The following is a 16,251-nucleotide window of genomic DNA, read 5'->3' as shown; positions in this document are numbered from 1 at the left end:
AATGGGGCTAAAGCCCCACGAGGCGCTTTTCCTCCCCGCGCTAAAGCGACGGGGATTCCAAGCTACCGAAAGTTTTACTTGATAAATTTTTTTAAGTTAAATTAAATTCAATCGTTGCTCGCCCATCGATCTAGTTGAAATAGTTCAAATGGATATTAAAAACGGTTTCGTAGATACTGTAGGCAATACACCACTCATCCGCTTGCACAGTTTTAGCGAACAAACAGGTTGCGAAATCCTGGGAAAAGCGGAATTCCTCAATCCTGGCGGTTCGGTAAAAGACCGCGCTGCTTGGTACATTATCAAAGACGCTGAAGAACGGGGTTTGCTAAAACCAGGCGGTACAGTCGTTGAAGGAACTGCCGGCAATACGGGAATTGGCTTAACCCATATTTGCAATGCCAAAGGCTATCGCTGCCTCATTGTCATTCCCGAAACCCAATCCCAAGAAAAAATCGATACCCTGCGGGTTTTGGGAGCAGAAGTCAAAACCGTTCCCGCCGTGCCCTACCGCGACCCCAACAACTACATTAAGATTTCCGGCAGGCTAGCCGAAGAAATGGACAATGCCATTTGGGCCAATCAATTTGATAATATAGCCAACCGCCGTGCCCATTACGAAACCACAGGTCCGGAAATCTGGCAGCAAACCGAGGGCAAAATTGATGCTTGGGTCACCTCTACAGGAACCGGCGGTACCTATGCCGGGGTATCTATGTTCTTCAAGGAAAAAAATCCCAACGTACGATGCATTCTCGCTGACCCCATGGGCAGCGGTTTGTACAGTTATGCCAAAACTGGCGAACCCAAAGCGGAAGGCAAATCCATTACCGAAGGGATTGGCAACTCTCGCGTCACGGCCAATATGCAAGGTGCCCCCATTGACGATGCTATCCGCATTGACGATCGCGAATGCATTCGGGTTCTGTACCAATTACTGGAAAAAGATGGTTTATTTATGGGGGGATCTGTAGGCATCAATGTAGGAGCTGCCTACCAACTAGCCAAGGAAATGGGGCCCGGCCATACCATTGTTACGGTTCTGTGCGATGGTGGCAGCCGCTACCAGTCCAAACTGTACAATCGGGAGTGGCTGGCATCGAAAGATTTGCTGCCCAATTAGAATGCAAAGGGATTATCTTTTATGCAAATTCAAGCACTTGCAGCTTTAGAAAAAGGTGCCAAACTCCAGCCTTATACATACGAAACGCCGTCTCCCAAAGGACATCGTTGCCTTATTAAGGTTCATGCTTGTGGTATTTGCCACTCCGATTTGCATATCATCGATGACGACTGGGGTATGTCGAACTATCCCATTGTTCCCGGTCACGAGGTTATCGGTGAGGTGGTAGAAGTAGGAGAACAGGTGACTCACTTGCAAGTGGGCGATCGCGTGGGCATGGGCTGGCAAGCATCTGCTTGTATGCAATGTAAGGATTGCCTGCGTGGCAACGAAAATCTATGCAGCAACCACCAACCGCTGATTGTCTCCGAATACGGTGGCTTTTCTGACTATCTCAACGTCGATTCCCGTTTTGCCTTCCCCATTCCCGATGGCATCAAAACCGAAGTTGCCGGTCCTTTACTCTGTGCTGGCATTACCGTCTATTCTGGTTTGCGGTACGGCGGCATGACTTCCGGTCAGGAAATTGGCATTATCGGCGTTGGCGGTTTGGGACATTTGGCGGTAAAATTTGCCTCCCGTCTGGGAAATCGGGTAACAGTATTTACCACTTCCCAAGACAAAGCCGAATTTGCCAAACAGCTAGGTGCTGTTGATGCGATTGTGGTTGAACGCGGGGGATCGCCACCGCCTGCCGATCGCTTTTTTAGCGTTTTGCTGAGCACGGTTCCCGCTAGTATTGATTGGGCAGGATATGCCGAATATCTCGATGCCGACGGAACCCTGTCTATTGTTGGTGTTCCCGACGAAAATATTTCCCTGCCTTTGTTTTCCATGCTGATGAAACGCCGTCGCATTCTCGCTTCTGTGATTGGGGGTCGGGCGATGATGCGAGAAATGCTATCGGTGGCGGAAAAATATCAAATCGAACCGATTGTAGAAACTTTTCCCTTTGAAAAGGCCAACGAAGCTCTCGAACGGGTTCGCAACAATCAGGTACGCTATCGTGCCGTTTTGACAAAGCAGTAGGGAAATCTCGAAAAGCGGCCGGTACGTGGCTACAAACAACGGTAGCTATGTACCGGCCAATTCTATCAATCGTTTGCATCGCAAGCAGGGTAGGATAAGTAAGCTTTAAGAACCGCCTATATGCCTATCTCAAGCTTGCAAACGCCAAATTAGCAAACCTGAAAAGCCCAGTAGTGAGCGCCTTCTTCGGTAATATAAGGACCATCTTTCCAGTGTTCTAGGAGTTTTACCTTCCCATCCCTTTGCAGTTGGTCGGCAACTTCTTGGAAGTTGGTGGAGTTGTAGTAGCTTTTCCGGGTACTAACAATGATATAACCGCCTTGGCGGGTAATCCGAATCAGTTCGTTGATGGATTCGGGGGGGACGTGACCCAGGGTAAATACACCGCAAGCCAGGCTGGCGTCGTATTCGTTGTCCTGGTAGTCTTCGATTTTTTTGTTCATGTCAATCCCACCCTTGAGCTCTTGGTAGCTATTGGTTTTTTCTGCTACCTCAACCATGCTGTCGGATAGGTCGAACCCATCAATTTGTTTGTAGCCCATGTCTTTGAGGACGACACCGACCAAACCCGTACCGCAACCGGCATCAAGCACTTTTACGTTTTCCCGGGGGGTGCGATCGCTTTGTTCGCGAATGCGATTGTAAAATTCTGCGATCGCGCGGGGTCCGGCGTACTCTTCGTTGGAAACGTCGCTGTCGTAAGCGTCTGCCCACTCATCGTAATAGTCTTGTAATTTGGAAATATCACCCGATAAGGCATGGGCTCCCTTAACAGCGTCCCAACTTTGAGTATTGTTTGGATTGTTGGATGTTTGAGTCATGAAAATTTCGTGAATTCTACAAATACAAAGATAAACCGCTATTTCCAAGAAAACCCAAGGGAGGGCGTTGGCACTACCAGCAAACGCATTGTTAGGTATATAGGGACAAGCGATCGCCTCATAAGCAACCAAAGACCTACATCCTAAATATTTTTTACTGTTGCCTATACCCTACTGACGCAATACAGTCATCTTTACGGCCGCCATCAATTCCACAAACCTGTTTTTCCTTTTTCCTCCCAAACGGCCGGGGATAGAACTGCCATATCGCGCCATTACTTGCAGAAACAGCAAACGATTATCTTTGCGCTAGCTCGGATTCCAACCAAGGAATTTTCCAAGCCGAACCTATTATACAACTGTTCGTCCTATACGCCAAACTTCTACCGACCAGGTGCGGCGTCAATCCCGGTCAATCCCTTATTGGCTGGGGGATTAACAGTTTAAGAATTTTTCTGAGAAACTGGTGTGGCCAATCGCAATTTGGCCCCTGTTCGAGGCATATCAACTTGCCATTGCTGCAACCGTGAGAGGATGAAATCGATGGATTGCCCCCATACCGGCAAATCGCAGCCCTCTTTTTTCTCCGAACGCTAGATTTTTCCATAACAGAACTTGTGTCTCCTTTTCTGTAAAGTTTTATTGTAAAAATTGTGAAAAACTTGTGGAGTTGGTTATAGTAAAAACAATTGCTCTACTTCTGGCACAAGTAGAACAGTGGAAATAGAGTAGCCTCCTAGGCTATGGATGAACCTAGATGAATCGGCTGAGGTCTGTTCTTCTCCAAAGTTGACCTCAGCCATTATTTTTATTTTGGGATTCAAGTGCGATCGCGCGATGGCAAAATTGGCATAACTGACATTCTTCCCATTAGCAAAAAAAAACTGTCCCACTTCTGGCACAAGCGGGACAGTGGAAATAAATTAGCCTCTTAGGCCATGGATGAACTTAGATGAAATCATCTGCAGTCAATGTTTCTTCAACATTAACCTTCGCCAATAAGTCGCCCTTGTAGTAAATCTCTTTCGTTTCTGCCTCATCAACCCCATTGTTGAGGATCCGCAAATTGTTGAAATGCACGTTCCGAGGCAGAATCATCTTGTCGGTACCACCTTCAAAGTCTGTGATGTAGTCGTAAACGGGACCTCGGTACAAAACAAACTTGTCTGCACCATCTCCACCAGATAACTTGTCGTAATAATAGTCATAATCATTAAACCAATGATAACCGCCACCATCTAGAAAATCATCGCCTTCTCCTCCTTTGAGGTTATCGTAATGCTCTCCGCCATTTAAGTAATCGTCACCTTTGTTGCCGATGAGGGTATCCGAACCCCAACCACCTAAGAGGGTATCATCCCCAATTCGAACTGATTCGGGAGAAGGTGCTTCTGGTTCTTCACCTTCTTCAAACTCTTCATAGTCGCCAAAGGCTTTATCGTTACCGGACCAGGCATAAATCCGATCGTTACCGCCGCGGCCTTCAATGCGATCGCTTTGCCGTGTACCATAGATACGTTCTGAGTTGTCACTGCCGTGTATAGAATTAACCATTTTGACCTCCAAGAAAATGAAGTAAACAATGAAACTTCACAGAAGCAACGAAAAGGCATTAACACCTTCCCCAAAAAAACAAGAAAACTGGTGTGAGACAATCGACAGCACTTTTGGATAGCAATACCTGGCTAGCTGCCTAACCCTTGTAGGGGAAGCAAGGTATTCAAACAGCCGAGAGCAGGGTTTGCAGATCGCTCGATCGCCTTTCTACCTCCGATAGAAAAGGTAGAGAAGAACAAAAAAAACTGCAATTCCTTCAATTCACCAGGTTTACCACAGGGTACTGTTTCCAAAGATAAGCAAACTAGAGAAAAAAGAGGATAAGACATTGAAAACTGCTTATCGAAAATATTCTTGTTTGCTTACAAATCAAGCATATATCCCTCTGAAAAAATACGGTAGGATTTTTTACAGTTTTTAATAATTTTCGAGTCATTTTTTAGAACTTTTGTCAGGCGAACAGAATTTCCTCAGGAAAACCTCCATCTTTACCGATCGCGGTACAAAAATAAACGTCACTGTTTTAACAATTCGTTTGAGTATTTTTGCGTAAACTTAACAAAATATTTTTTCATAATGCAAAAAATTTATGCAGCTTCTTTTGAAAGGAACGATGAATTGCTATCATTTCATAACAAAAAAACCATTCATCGATAAAAAAAACGACAAAAATAAACATTGTCAAATCTTGCAAACTCCCTACTAGCAAGCATTTCCGGGAAAATTCCACGAAAGAAAAATATCTGTTGAGCATGTAAATTTTTGCATAGAGTTCATGAAAGAACTTACCAAGCCTGGACTGTGAGGATTTTTTCAGAAAAATAAATGGGACTTTTCTCTAAAAAAACTGTCTGAACATTTTTTTACCGCTCGCAATATATCTATTTTGGGTAGACCATCGTTGGTGGCACGAAAAATGGAGAAAGGGAAAGCGCGATCGCAGGGATGGGTCAACCTGTTGTTTCCCAGGCGATAATTCGCTATACTTGCCCAAAACCTTTGTAGTGGCGGTTTGCGAACCGCTCTTACCAATCGATCGTATACACTGGCGATATCGTTTCTGCCACTGTCACCAAAGGCAGGAAAATTGGGTCTTATATGGAATTCTCTCTCGCGCATCCGGCAGCTTTGATATTGCGACTCGTTCAGGCCGGGTGTGGTGGAATTAGCCACAGGTATTGCCAACCAATTCACAGAAGGGATAATTATGCTTATGCGTTCGTTCATACCATAGGCGATTCAACTGGCCGTTCGTTTTTCCTCCCGGCGCTAAAGCGACAGGGCTTCCAAACCTATCGAAGATTTTCCATGACAGGATTTATCAACCTATACAAACCAATTGGCGTGACTTCCCACGATTGCGTGGCCAAAATTAGGAAACTGTTGCGGATCAAAAAGGTTGGACATGGGGGAACCCTCGACCCAGCCGCGACAGGGGTTTTGCCGATTGGCGTAGGCAAGGCGACCCGTTTGCTATCGTATCTCTGCCACGACAAAGCCTATCGAGCCACCGTACAATTTGGTATTGCCACAACCAGCGACGATTTAGAAGGGGAAATTGTAACGCAAACCCCAGTTCCCGATGTGGATTTGGCAACTATAAAGGCAATTTTGCCGAAATTTCAGGGAACCATCCAGCAAATTCCTCCCAAATACAGTGCGATTCAGGTGGGTGGCAAGCGGTTGTACGAACTGGCACGTGCGGGAAAAGATGTAGAAGTCCCGTTGCGTACGGTAGAAGTGTATAATATAGAAATTCTCAACTGGGAACCCGGGAAGTATCCGAAATTAGAAATTGCGATCGCTTGCGGCAGTGGTACCTACGTACGTTCGATTGCCAGAGATTTGGGCATGGCAGCCAACACCGTTGCCACATTGGCTGGTTTGGAACGGACCCAAAGCAGTGGTTTTCATTTCGATAGCAGCATCACCCTATCGGAGATGGAAAGCCAAATTGAACGGGGAGTATTTCAGTTGCTTCCCCCCGATTTTCCCCTTTGCCATTTGCCGTTACTGCATTTGGATATGGAAAAGGCAAGACGTTGGTGTAACGGTCAGCGTTTTGCAGATACGAGCAGTCAGTTGGTAGCCAAAGATGTAGAGGCGATAACCATGCGTACGTATGATGAAGAAGAACGTTTTCTGGGAATCAGTCAAATTATTGCCAATCGCGATCGCCAGCAGTTTATTATTCCTAAAGTAGTATTGGGATAAATTTTAACCATAATGTCTGCTTTTCAATCAAAGACAGGTTGTTTTTTTATATCTTATACCATTTCTGAAAAACAATAATTTTCTGGAATTTTCCAATTTCCCTGGTAGGGGCGCTCACGCGTTGCGCCCCTACAAAAATGCCTCTATTATCTCTTGCATATTATGAAGGAAATGGTATTATACCAAATCCATACTGGCAAGCCCCGATCGTGCAAGCGGGTCAGACCCTCCTGTTGTCAGCCTTGTAAAGGGGGGGATGGTTTGGGTTATGTTTGTGGTTTAGCAATATCGGATTTCGTATCAGATTTGGTATGAAATGTGGTTTGTACGAATCAGATTTGCATACCTAATTTGATGCTAAAGATTCGTATTGAATCTCCCTATCGCAGCGTAGCTGACCAGTGTTTTCTACTTGGTCGTTTGGGGGGTTGGGGGAAATGGGTTCGATGGTACAGCTTTTATACCAAGCATAGCCTTCGCCGGTGGCATTGGGTCCTTGCCAAGTGGCTTGGAGTTTGATTGGATAGCCATTTTCATTTTTTTGTGCTGAGATTTGTGGTAGCCAATATTGGCGGATGCGTAGGTTTGGTATCATTATTTCCAGCTGGGAATCCTGTTTGAGTTGGTTTTTCTCTGTGCGAACTTGTAAAACCCAGGATTCGACTTGGGACCAAGGTTTTCCATTGGCTTTCTCTTGCGCGATCGCTTCCAAACGACCTAGGATAATCGTAGCAGCTAAACTGGGAATTTCTTCGTCGCCAACGGGAATAACGAAGGCACTGTGGGATAAACTGATATTGGCAAGAGCGGGATATTCATCGAGCCAAGATTGAAAGATATGATAGCTTTGAAACCAACAGCCAATTAGCAAGTTGGCACTGACCAAAAGTGCTATTTCGCGATAAAAATTGGCAGTAGCTTTTCGCCATTGAAAGCGAATTTCCCGGAGTTTGTATAAAATGGTAGTAGTGAGGGATGCCAGCAGCCAACCAGTCCAATAAACAAAGGGAGAAACTTCGGGAAAATAGGAAAATAGCAGTAAGGCCAGCAGGGCAAATAGTAAGTAAGGATATAAAATCACCCCTAAAAATCGCACGTTATTTTGCCGCAACCACCAGGAAATACCAAACAAAATACTTCCCCAGCCAAGCAAGTGGAAAAAATGGTATATCAAAGAGCGATCGCTCAGACTTTCCCGTAAAAACAAAGAAAAGACAAGAGAAATTATACCAATGGCTAGGAAACTTTTCCAAGAAGGTACTGGATCCACCGTAGGCAGTTTCAAGGTTTTGGTTTCCCCCCTCTCGCGTGGCTACATTTGGGACTGGCGTAATAGCAATAATAGCAAAACAACGCTGTTGCTGGTAGCGTGGGCGTACAAAATAAATTTCCCTTGGTTTTCTTTAATATTTTTTCGGGTAACCTGCAGTTCTTCTTGGCGAATTAAAGAGGGGTGGCGGGGAAATTTCGTCAGTTTGGGAAACGGTTCGCGATCGCGTTGGGCTTGGTGAATTTCTTCCAGAATTTGATAGAGATAAAATTTTAAAAAGAAATTGGCTAAAAAAGCGATAAAACAGAACAAAATTAACAAAATTTGTACTTGCGATGGGTCCCAGTTGTTGCCCAGAAACAAGCGATCGAAGAACACGTAGCTAATCAATTGTTCCTGCAAGCCAGCGGGAAGACCAGCTTGAACGGCAAAGAAAAACAGCCACCCCACCACAGCAACGGCGATATTTCCCAAGGCGGCTTGTTTCATACTTTGGCGGCGGTTTAAAGGCAAGCCACGAAATAAAATGGGGGTTTCGATCGCAACCGCGATCGCAGTGAGTAAAACTTGCAATAAGACCGCGCGCAGGGGCAAAATCATGGGCACGGAAAAGCTTTAAAAATAGGCATATGGGGATTTACGCGAAATCCGATGTTTCTATACCAAAAATTCCCTGTAGGGGCAACCCCCCGTGGTTGCCCGATTTCCTGTCAACGGATTTGGCATTACTCTAGCAGATGTTGTTGCAAAAATGTGCGGAAACTGGGGTGGAAAAGGCGATAGCGGGGTTCGCCGGTGGTGGTGTCGGTAAGTAGAAAAGAAATCCAGCGATCGAGGATCGTTTGTACGTCAAACTCGTCCGCATCGAGGGTTTGCGCGATCGCTTCTGGGGATTGGGGCTGTTGCAGCAGTTGCTGGAGAATGGCAGTGGCAAGGTCGTCAAAACCGGTGGCAGTCATAGTTTGCCAGTATTCGGCGTAACGCGCCGTGAGGCTGGGGGGTAGTTCGCCGTCGGGGGAGAGGTTTGTGCCTTGGCGCAAGTCGTAGAGAACGTGGCTGGCAACGCCAAAATTGCCCTGGCAGTAGGCAGAAATGCGATCGCTAGCGGTTTCTGGGGAAAGCTGGTGTTGTTGCAGCCAAGCAGGCAAAGAATTGTCGCTATTGTTTTTTTGCAGTTCGTGTTGTAAATACCGGCGCACATCGGCGTAGCAGCGTTGGGGATAGTGGGACAAATCCAGGAACTCGGCAGGGGTTTCCACCAGCAATCCCGTGCGTTCTTGCGGTTGCGGGCGGCGGGAAACCAGCACAAAGATGCCCGGCGGTAAGTAGCGCGGCAGGTAGAGGCGATTGGCACCGGGGGGTTGTTGGTGGGTTTCAATGGCATCGATGGCATCGACAACCAGCAGCAGCCGTTCTCCCGGTTGCAAGTGGCGGCTGGCACATTGCAGGTAGGGAAACAGGGCGTTGCTATCGTCGGGTTCGGTATCGCTGAGGGGACGCAGGGAGTCTAGCAGGGTACCATGGGCGAAGGCGAGTTTGTGGGTTTCGGGGAATTGAGCGCAATAGTACAGGGTATGGGGTTCGGTGTTGGCAATGTGGGCGAGGAGGGCGCTTTTGCCGCTACCTGGAGGACCGACGAGGGTAAAGTAGCCGCGATCGTATTGTTGCCAAAAGCGGGCTATTTGTTGGGAAAGCCAAGGACGGCTGACAAAGCGATTCTCCTGGCAGGCTAGAAAGGTGGCAAAAGTGTCGAGAGGTGGCAGCAGGGTTTCGATCGACATATCTACGGCCTCTCCAGGCGGAGAAAATGGACGAATCCGCCTCCGTCTCCAGCTTTAATGGTGGTTTCTGTAGAAAAAATGGCACAGCTCAAAATGGGATGGTCTGCTACAAAACAGGCGATTGGTTCTCCCGTTTGCAAATCCCACACTTTCACGGTATTGTCATGCGAGCCAGAAACGGCTACCGACCCATCGGCGCTGCTGGCTACGGACATGACCGGGGCACTGTGACCTTGGAGGGTGAAGCGTTCGCGGCCGGTGGTGAGCAAACGCCCCGACGCATCCTATGACTACACCCGAAGGGTTAGTCGCTAGTTAGGAGGGGCACTTTTTCCTTGAATATAACTTAACAACGTCTCCAAGTTAGCTCTCCCCCCGACACCGATCGTTCCATAAGCCTTCAAAAGTAGGGTTTCCAAAAAAACTTCTCTAAGTATTCTTGGTTTTCTTTTCGGATACGTCTAGAAGATACAGTCTTCAAGTTTCCAACAAAACGAGACAAGTCCATAGCAGGATGAGCATCGACCAAAAGATGGACATGGTCTGCCTCACCGCCAAACTCCACTAACCGACACCGCCACTTCCCACAGACATCGGAGAAAATCTCTTCTAGTCTATGAAGCATAGCTTTGGTGACGATCTTCTTTCTGTATTTAACTTTAAAAATAATACGATCCTGAAGACGATACGCACTGTGACTGCTGGTTTTCAGGCTTGACAGTTTATCCATAACTAAGCTAATATCTAAAGTATTATGAGCCATTCTACTATCCGTACCGATTCTTGGCATTTATCACCTACTCCTGAACAGCAACAAGCCTTGATGCTAACCCTTCAGGAGTACAGATCCTTTTGTCGTGATTTAGTGGGCGTTGTTAACGCTCACTGGACAACTATTGCTAATGCCAAGAGTCGGTGTTCGGAAGTAGAAAAACTGATTCATAAGACCAGTAAAAACCCTAATCCTAAATATCGGTATTTTGGAAAAAGGTTTTATAAGTTTCCTTCGTATCTAAGACGCGCAGCCATCGAGTTTTCCATTGGACAAGTATCTTCTTTTCTTACCCGATATCAAAGATGGCAGTCTGGGATTAGGAGTAGAAAAGATGCTAAACCTCCAAAGTTAAATAGAAACACGGGTTGTTATCCTTCTCTCTATAAAAAACAGTGCATTAAGTTCTCTGAATGTTTGACCGTCGCTGAAATTAAAGTGTGGAATGGGAGTGATTGGGTATGGACAAAGGTTGCTATTTCTCGAAAGAGGGGTAGACATCTTTTAGGTAATGCTGAAATGAAATCCCCTGCTTTAATTGTTAATAGGAAAGGATGCAAACTCAGTGTTCCCTTTAAGATCGAGCCAGCAAAGAAAGAAGGAAACTGTGTCTGCTCTGTGGACATAGGGATTAACACCCTAGCTACAGTCAGTATCGTTTATCCTGACGGCACTGTAACCGCAAGGAAATTTATTCACCCTTCGGTTAACATAGACCGTCGCGATAAGCGTTTATCTCGAATCAGAAAGAAAGCCCGTTTAACCAAAAATCTCTATAAAGGTTTTTGTTCCACTTGGTATCGAAAAGCTCGTCAATATAACCGAAACATCGCCCAACAGTCTTCTAAACAAATTGTGGACTTCGCCACCGAACACGGAGCATCAGTTATTGTCTTCGAGCAACTGAAAGGGTGGCGACCTAAAGGAGGACGTAAAGGTTCGACCTTAAAACAGCGTTTTCACGGCTGGCTACATCGAGCTTTGGTCAACCTAACCCAACAAAAGTTTGCTGAAGCAGGAGGGAAGACAGAGTTTGTTTATCCTCGTGGGACTTCTAGCTTTGCTTTTGATGGCAGTGGAAAAATTAAACGAAGCAAAAAAAATTACTCCCTAGCTACGTTTTCTAGTGGCAAACAATATAACTGTGACCTATCAGCTAGTTACAACATAGGTGCTAGATATTGGGCTAAGAAATTAAAACTGACTCGCAGAAATGACGGTCAGTTGGATGATGGCAAAAGTTCCTCATCCAAACGGCGAACTCCCGTTACTCTATCTGTTCTTTGGGATAGAGAAGCCCCGACTACAGCGACGTAAGGAGCTTAGTCTAGGGGGAGTTCACGTCCCACACTTTCACGGTTTTGTCCAGCGAGCCAGAAACGGCTACCGACCCATCGGCGCTGCTGGCTACGGACCTGACCCCGTCGCTGTGACCGCTCAAAGTACGCAGCAGCTGTCCCCCCGGCGGCATCAAATTGGCTGCTAATCGTGCATCGCCAAATTCTTCTAAACCTCTGTGCGTTTCGCGAAATGCCCCTACATATAATATTGTTGGTAGTGCAATCAAATAGCGATCGCTACGAACAACCATCCTACCCCCTTTTTGATATTTTCGTTAATTATTGCCCAATTGTGCCTATTGGAGGCGATTTGGTGGGTTGAGGGGTTTCTAGACGCAGAAAATGAACGACTCCCCGTTGGTTTCCAGCGAATATGGTTTTGCCGTCGGCGGAAATGGCACATCCCATAAGTCTGTGTTCTGTGGTCAAACAAGCGATCGCTTCTAAAGTTTCTAAATTCCAAACTGTCAGCGTTGAAGACGACCGAGAAACCCCCACCGAACCATCAGCACTTATGGCTTCGACTACGAAGGATTCCCTAAAATCTGGTAAAGTGAAACGTTCGTTTCCAGTATTTAAATCCCACACTTTCCAGCTTTTGTCTTCTGACTTGGCAAGTACCACCGAACCATCAGCACTTATCGCTTCGCGGCTAGAATATCCTAGACTAGCCGTAACGGGCAGCGTAAAACGTTCGTTTCCGGTATTTAAATCCCACGCTTTCACAGTTTTGTCCCACCCAAAAACCACTACTGAGGTATTACTGTTTATGGCTACTTGTCCGAATGCTCCATTAACATTACCCGTCAAAGTGAAACGTTCGGTGCCATTGGTCAAATCCCACACGGTTACCTTTGGGAAAGGCTCCTCGTCAGATGGATAGTACGATGCACAAGCCCCCACCAACCCATCGGCGCTTATTGCTACGGCTGTGACCCACATGCTATGGCTTTTCAGGGTGAAGCGTTCGGTGCCATCGATCGCATCCCATACCTTCATCATGCGATCGCGCGAACCAGAAACGGCTACCGAACCATCAGCATTGATACCTAAAGCATTCGGTTCAACCGAACTAATGTGACCTTTTAGGAGAAAGCGTTCGGTTCCTGTAGCCGCATCCCATACCTTTATGGTTTGGTCATCCGACCCAGAAACCGCCACCGACCCATCCGCACTTATCGCTACGGTGGTGACGCAGTCTTGGTGACCTGGAAAAGGAAAGCTGTCCGTAGCAGCCGTTAAATCCCACACTTGCACGCATTGGTCTACCGAACCAGAAATCGCTACGGAGGCATCGGCATCGATCCCTACTGAGTCAATCTTGTTTATATGACCTTTTAGGGTATAGCATTGGGTTCCGGCGGTCAAATCCCAAACTTTCACGGTTCGGTCTGCTGACCCAGAAACGGCTACCGACCCATCCGCACTGATGGCTACCGCAGCAATCCAGCGGCTGTGACCTTCTAGGGTGAAACGTTTGCTGCCGGTAATCAAATCCCATACTTCGATCGTCTTGTCAATGGACCCAGAAACGGCTACGGAAGCATCCGCACTTATCGCTACTGAAGTAACCCAGTGACTGTGACCCTCTAAAGTAAACCGTTCGCTGCCGGTAGTCAAATCCCATACCTTTCCGGTAGTCAAATCCCATACCTTTATGGTTTGGTCATCCGACCCAGAAACCGCCACCGACCCATCCGCACTTATCGCTACTGACGAAATGACACTGCTGTGACCCTCTAAAGTAAACCGTTCGCTGCCGGTAGTCAAATCCCATACTTGGACAATTCCATCTGCCGATTTCAATCCAGCAACCACTACCGACCCATCGGCACTGATGGCTACTGTTTGGATTTCGCCTTCGTCACCTTTTAAGGTGAAGCGTTCGGTACCTGCGGTCAAATCCCATACTTTTACGGCTGACCCATGTGCAAAAACCGCTACGGAACCATCGGCACTGATGGCTACTGCTGCTGGCTTATAGTATGCTGGTGTGCAAATACATAACTTGGAAACACTTCTCAAAGTATGTAGCAGTGGGTCTCCCGCTGGCATCAAATTGGGGGCAAGCGGACGCAACCAAGGTCTGGTTTGATTTTGTTGGGCTTGTTCCAGGAGTTGACGAATTTCTGGGAGCTCGTACTCCATTAGCCTTCCCCACAGATGTGACGCCAGTTGGGTTCGATCTTTCTCGATGGTCGGTGCCGATAGCTGCAACGCTTTCTGAATCAAACGCAACGCCCGCACGGTTTTCCAGTTCAGATGGGTTGCTACTTCTGTGGTTGCCAACCACCCATAATCTTCAATTAAGGCTTTGATGCCAAATTCGGGATGGTTGACTTTGGCAGCGATATACTCGTAGCTAGACAGTAACTGGGCATATTGTTGAACATTTCCCGCTTGAATGAGACTGTCTGCTTGCTCCAGTTGCGGTTGGCTGCTGGCGTTCCTTGGTTCTTCATTCGATGGTATCATTGTGCCAATCAACGATCGCGCTCGACTTATTCGGTTATTATAGCCAAGATTTTTTCGGCTGTCGAGAGCAGAATATGGCAGCATAATGGATGTCCTACGATTGGCTGCGATTGGTTATTTTTATAATTGTCAGTGGCTGGTTGTATCGAGATGGAAAAAGGGATTGATACCAAATCCGTACTGGCAAGACCCGATAATGCAAGCGAGTAAAAAACCCCCTGTTGTCCCCCTTGTAAAGGGGGACGGTTTGGGTTATGTTTGTGGTTTAGCAATATCGGGTTTCGTATGAAAATTTTGACGGGAGTAGATTTTCGATCTAAAGAATAAGCATGTATTACTCTTGCGCTGTCACTTCATCATTAAATATCGCTTTTAGCTCTAATTCATGTAAAGTCTGGCTGTAGACTTGATTGATTTCGGCTGATGTTAAATTTGGCTCGATATTATTTTCTTAAAAATATACAAGAAATAGTTGGCGGGTTTTTCTAGGGGACGTTTCGCTCAATATTCCTATATACAATATTGTTGGTACGTGCAATCAAATAGCGATCGCTACGAACAACCATCCTACCCCCTTTTTGATATTTTCGTTAATTATTGCCCAATTGTGCCTATTTGAAGCGATTTGGTGGGGTTTGTAAAAAGAGCCATTTTTGTGGGACTGGTTGTGGGTACAATTGGCTAGGCGCTATAGATACCCAACGAACAACAGGGGAACTGTTCAAACCTATGCTTAGAAATGGAATTGGAATTCGGACAGCACAGGCCCTTTCCGAACGCCTGAGAGGGCAAATTCACGTATACGACGGCGAAGGCAAGGGCAAATCCCAAGCGGCTTTGGGGGTGGTTTTGCGTTCCATTGGCTTGGGAATCGACAAACCCCAGCAAACTCGGGTGTTGCTGCTGCGGTTTCTCAAAGGTCCGGGTCGCGAATATACCGAAGATGCTGCGATCGCGGCGTTGCAGCAAGGCTTTCCCCACCTCATCGACCAAGTACGCACCGGTCGCGCGGAATATTTTGGACCTGATGAAATTACCCGGTTCGACCGCCAGGAAGCACAGCGTGGCTGGGATATTGCCAAAGGCGCGATCGCTTCTGGTCTGTATTCTGTAGTCGTCCTCGACGAACTCAACCCCCTCATCGATTTGGGATTGCTTTCCATTGAGGAAGTGGTCAAAACCCTAAAAAACAAACCAGACTATCTAGAAGTCATCGCCACCGGACGGTCCGCGCATCCCAAATTAGTGGAAATTGCCGATTTGCACTCGGAAATGCGTCCCCAATACCATACCGAACACAGCATCGATGGCGTAGAAATTTATACCGGGTCTGGCAAAGGCAAATCCACCAGCGCTTTAGGCAAAACGCTACAAGCCATTGGCAAAGGCATCAGCCAGGACCAATCCCACCGGGTTCTGATTGTACAGTGGTTGAAAGGCGGCAGCGGCTACACAGAAGATGCAGCGATCGCGGCTTTGAAACGAACCTATCCCAGTTTGGTAGACCACCAACGCTGCGGTCGGGATGCCATTGTCTGGTACAACGATCGCCAGGATATCGATTATCTAGAAGCCGAACGGGGATGGGAAATTGCCAAAGCTGCCATTGCTTCTGGTTTGTACAAAACCATTGTTCTCGACGAACTCAACCCGGTGGTAGATTTGGAACTACTCGATCCCGACCCAATTGTAGAATCGCTGCTACGCAAACCCAAAAATACGGAAGTTATTGCCACCGGTCGCTGCAAAAACATTCCCCCCTATTTCGACCTGGCAAAAATTCACTCGGAAGTTTACTGCCACAAACATTACGCCAACGAAGGGGTGGAACTGAAACAAGGGGTCGATTTTTAATTGGTTTTGCTAATA

General features: G+C 46.8%; 14 protein-coding genes. 5 read left to right on the top strand and 9 right to left on the bottom strand.

The annotated features are described in order from the left end of the window. The first annotated feature begins 148 nt into the window (after positions 1 to 148). Positions 149 to 1,123 carry a cysteine synthase A gene (locus tag AS151_RS15465; RefSeq protein WP_071517956.1) on the top strand — a complete coding sequence of 325 codons (975 nt, stop codon included), beginning with the start codon at positions 149 to 151 and terminating at the stop codon, positions 1,121 to 1,123. A gap of 21 nt (positions 1,124 to 1,144) precedes the next feature. Further along, the gene (locus AS151_RS15460; RefSeq protein ID WP_071517955.1) at positions 1,145 to 2,152 is read left to right on the top strand and encodes an NAD(P)-dependent alcohol dehydrogenase; all 1,008 of its coding nucleotides are present in this window, start codon (positions 1,145 to 1,147) and stop codon (positions 2,150 to 2,152) included. Positions 2,153 to 2,301: 149 nt separating this feature from the next. Here the strand turns inward: AS151_RS15460 and AS151_RS15455 are convergent, their stop codons facing one another. Together AS151_RS15455 and AS151_RS15450 are read right to left on the bottom strand one after the other, a co-directional pair. Beyond that, on the bottom strand, positions 2,302 to 2,973 hold the full coding sequence (locus tag AS151_RS15455; RefSeq protein WP_071517954.1) for a class I SAM-dependent methyltransferase: 672 nt from the start codon (positions 2,971 to 2,973) through the stop codon (positions 2,302 to 2,304). Positions 2,974 to 3,921: 948 nt separating this feature from the next. After that, positions 3,922 to 4,527: a calcium-binding protein gene (locus AS151_RS15450; protein ID WP_071517953.1), complete on the bottom strand. Its 606-nt coding sequence runs from the start codon at positions 4,525 to 4,527 to the stop codon at positions 3,922 to 3,924. Positions 4,528 to 5,838: 1,311 nt separating this feature from the next. On the opposite strand from AS151_RS15450, the gene truB reads away from it, so the two are divergent. Further along, entirely contained in the window at positions 5,839 to 6,744 is a 906-nt protein-coding gene (truB, locus tag AS151_RS15440; RefSeq protein ID WP_071517951.1) for a tRNA pseudouridine(55) synthase TruB, read from the top strand. A gap of 346 nt (positions 6,745 to 7,090) precedes the next feature. Here the strand turns inward: truB and AS151_RS15435 are convergent, their stop codons facing one another. The 5 genes from AS151_RS15435 to tnpA form a co-directional block, all read right to left on the bottom strand. Continuing rightward, a complete protein-coding gene (locus AS151_RS15435; RefSeq protein ID WP_071517950.1) occupies positions 7,091 to 8,029 on the bottom strand; it encodes a DUF5357 family protein in 939 nt (312 codons plus the stop codon). A gap of 27 nt (positions 8,030 to 8,056) precedes the next feature. Then, complete coding sequence (gene fraC / locus AS151_RS15430; protein WP_071517949.1) at positions 8,057 to 8,614, bottom strand: filament integrity protein FraC; 558 nt, start codon at positions 8,612 to 8,614, stop codon at positions 8,057 to 8,059. Between the two features lie 125 nt (positions 8,615 to 8,739). Then, positions 8,740 to 9,795: an NACHT domain-containing protein gene (locus AS151_RS15425; protein WP_071517948.1), complete on the bottom strand. Its 1,056-nt coding sequence runs from the start codon at positions 9,793 to 9,795 to the stop codon at positions 8,740 to 8,742. A 2-nt stretch (positions 9,796 to 9,797) separates the two neighbouring features. Next, a complete protein-coding gene (locus tag AS151_RS15420; protein ID WP_071517947.1) occupies positions 9,798 to 10,064 on the bottom strand; it encodes a hypothetical protein in 267 nt (88 codons plus the stop codon). Between the two features lie 131 nt (positions 10,065 to 10,195). Beyond that, on the bottom strand, positions 10,196 to 10,558 hold the full coding sequence (tnpA, locus tag AS151_RS15415) for an IS200/IS605 family transposase (RefSeq protein WP_211517614.1): 363 nt from the start codon (positions 10,556 to 10,558) through the stop codon (positions 10,196 to 10,198). Here tnpA and AS151_RS15410 point away from each other — a divergent pair. Continuing rightward, positions 10,550 to 11,884 (top strand): IS200/IS605 family accessory protein TnpB-related protein, encoded by a 1,335-nt coding sequence (locus AS151_RS15410; RefSeq protein WP_071517946.1) that lies wholly within the window; start codon positions 10,550 to 10,552, stop codon positions 11,882 to 11,884. The genes tnpA and AS151_RS15410 overlap by 9 nt on opposite strands. Positions 11,885 to 11,894: 10 nt before the next feature. On the opposite strand, the gene AS151_RS15405 is transcribed toward AS151_RS15410, so the two are convergent. Both AS151_RS15405 and AS151_RS15400 read right to left on the bottom strand, forming a co-directional pair. Beyond that, on the bottom strand, positions 11,895 to 12,158 hold the full coding sequence (locus AS151_RS15405) for a WD40 repeat domain-containing protein (RefSeq protein ID WP_071517945.1): 264 nt from the start codon (positions 12,156 to 12,158) through the stop codon (positions 11,895 to 11,897). Between the two features lie 28 nt (positions 12,159 to 12,186). Beyond that, the gene (locus AS151_RS15400) at positions 12,187 to 14,382 is read right to left on the bottom strand and encodes a WD40 repeat domain-containing protein (protein ID WP_170861418.1); all 2,196 of its coding nucleotides are present in this window, start codon (positions 14,380 to 14,382) and stop codon (positions 12,187 to 12,189) included. 729 nt (positions 14,383 to 15,111) lie between these two features. On the opposite strand from AS151_RS15400, the gene AS151_RS15390 reads away from it, so the two are divergent. Beyond that, a complete protein-coding gene (locus tag AS151_RS15390; protein WP_071517943.1) occupies positions 15,112 to 16,236 on the top strand; it encodes a cob(I)yrinic acid a,c-diamide adenosyltransferase in 1,125 nt (374 codons plus the stop codon). The last annotated feature ends 15 nt before the right edge of the window (positions 16,237 to 16,251 follow it).

It is taken from the genome of Geitlerinema sp. PCC 9228 (assembly GCF_001870905.1).
Classification (GTDB): Bacteria; Cyanobacteriota; Cyanobacteriia; order Cyanobacteriales; family PCC-9228; genus PCC-9228.
This window is presented reverse-complemented; position numbering and strand designations above follow the sequence as displayed.

Coding starts and splice junctions, on each gene's coding strand:
- AS151_RS15390 (WP_071517943.1), top strand. CDS start 15,112: ATGCTTAGAAATGGAATTGGAATTCGGACAGCACAGGCCCTTTCCGAA.
- fraC (WP_071517949.1), bottom strand. CDS start 8,614: ATGATTTTGCCCCTGCGCGCGGTCTTATTGCAAGTTTTACTCACTGCG.
- tnpA (WP_211517614.1), bottom strand. CDS start 10,558: ATGGCTCATAATACTTTAGATATTAGCTTAGTTATGGATAAACTGTCA.
- AS151_RS15410 (WP_071517946.1), top strand. CDS start 10,550: ATGAGCCATTCTACTATCCGTACCGATTCTTGGCATTTATCACCTACT.
- AS151_RS15425 (WP_071517948.1), bottom strand. CDS start 9,795: ATGTCGATCGAAACCCTGCTGCCACCTCTCGACACTTTTGCCACCTTT.
- AS151_RS15460 (WP_071517955.1), top strand. CDS start 1,145: ATGCAAATTCAAGCACTTGCAGCTTTAGAAAAAGGTGCCAAACTCCAG.
- AS151_RS15455 (WP_071517954.1), bottom strand. CDS start 2,973: ATGACTCAAACATCCAACAATCCAAACAATACTCAAAGTTGGGACGCT.
- truB (WP_071517951.1), top strand. CDS start 5,839: ATGACAGGATTTATCAACCTATACAAACCAATTGGCGTGACTTCCCAC.
- AS151_RS15405 (WP_071517945.1), bottom strand. CDS start 12,158: ATGGTTGTTCGTAGCGATCGCTATTTGATTGCACTACCAACAATATTA.
- AS151_RS15400 (WP_170861418.1), bottom strand. CDS start 14,382: ATGATACCATCGAATGAAGAACCAAGGAACGCCAGCAGCCAACCGCAA.
- AS151_RS15450 (WP_071517953.1), bottom strand. CDS start 4,527: ATGGTTAATTCTATACACGGCAGTGACAACTCAGAACGTATCTATGGT.
- AS151_RS15465 (WP_071517956.1), top strand. CDS start 149: ATGGATATTAAAAACGGTTTCGTAGATACTGTAGGCAATACACCACTC.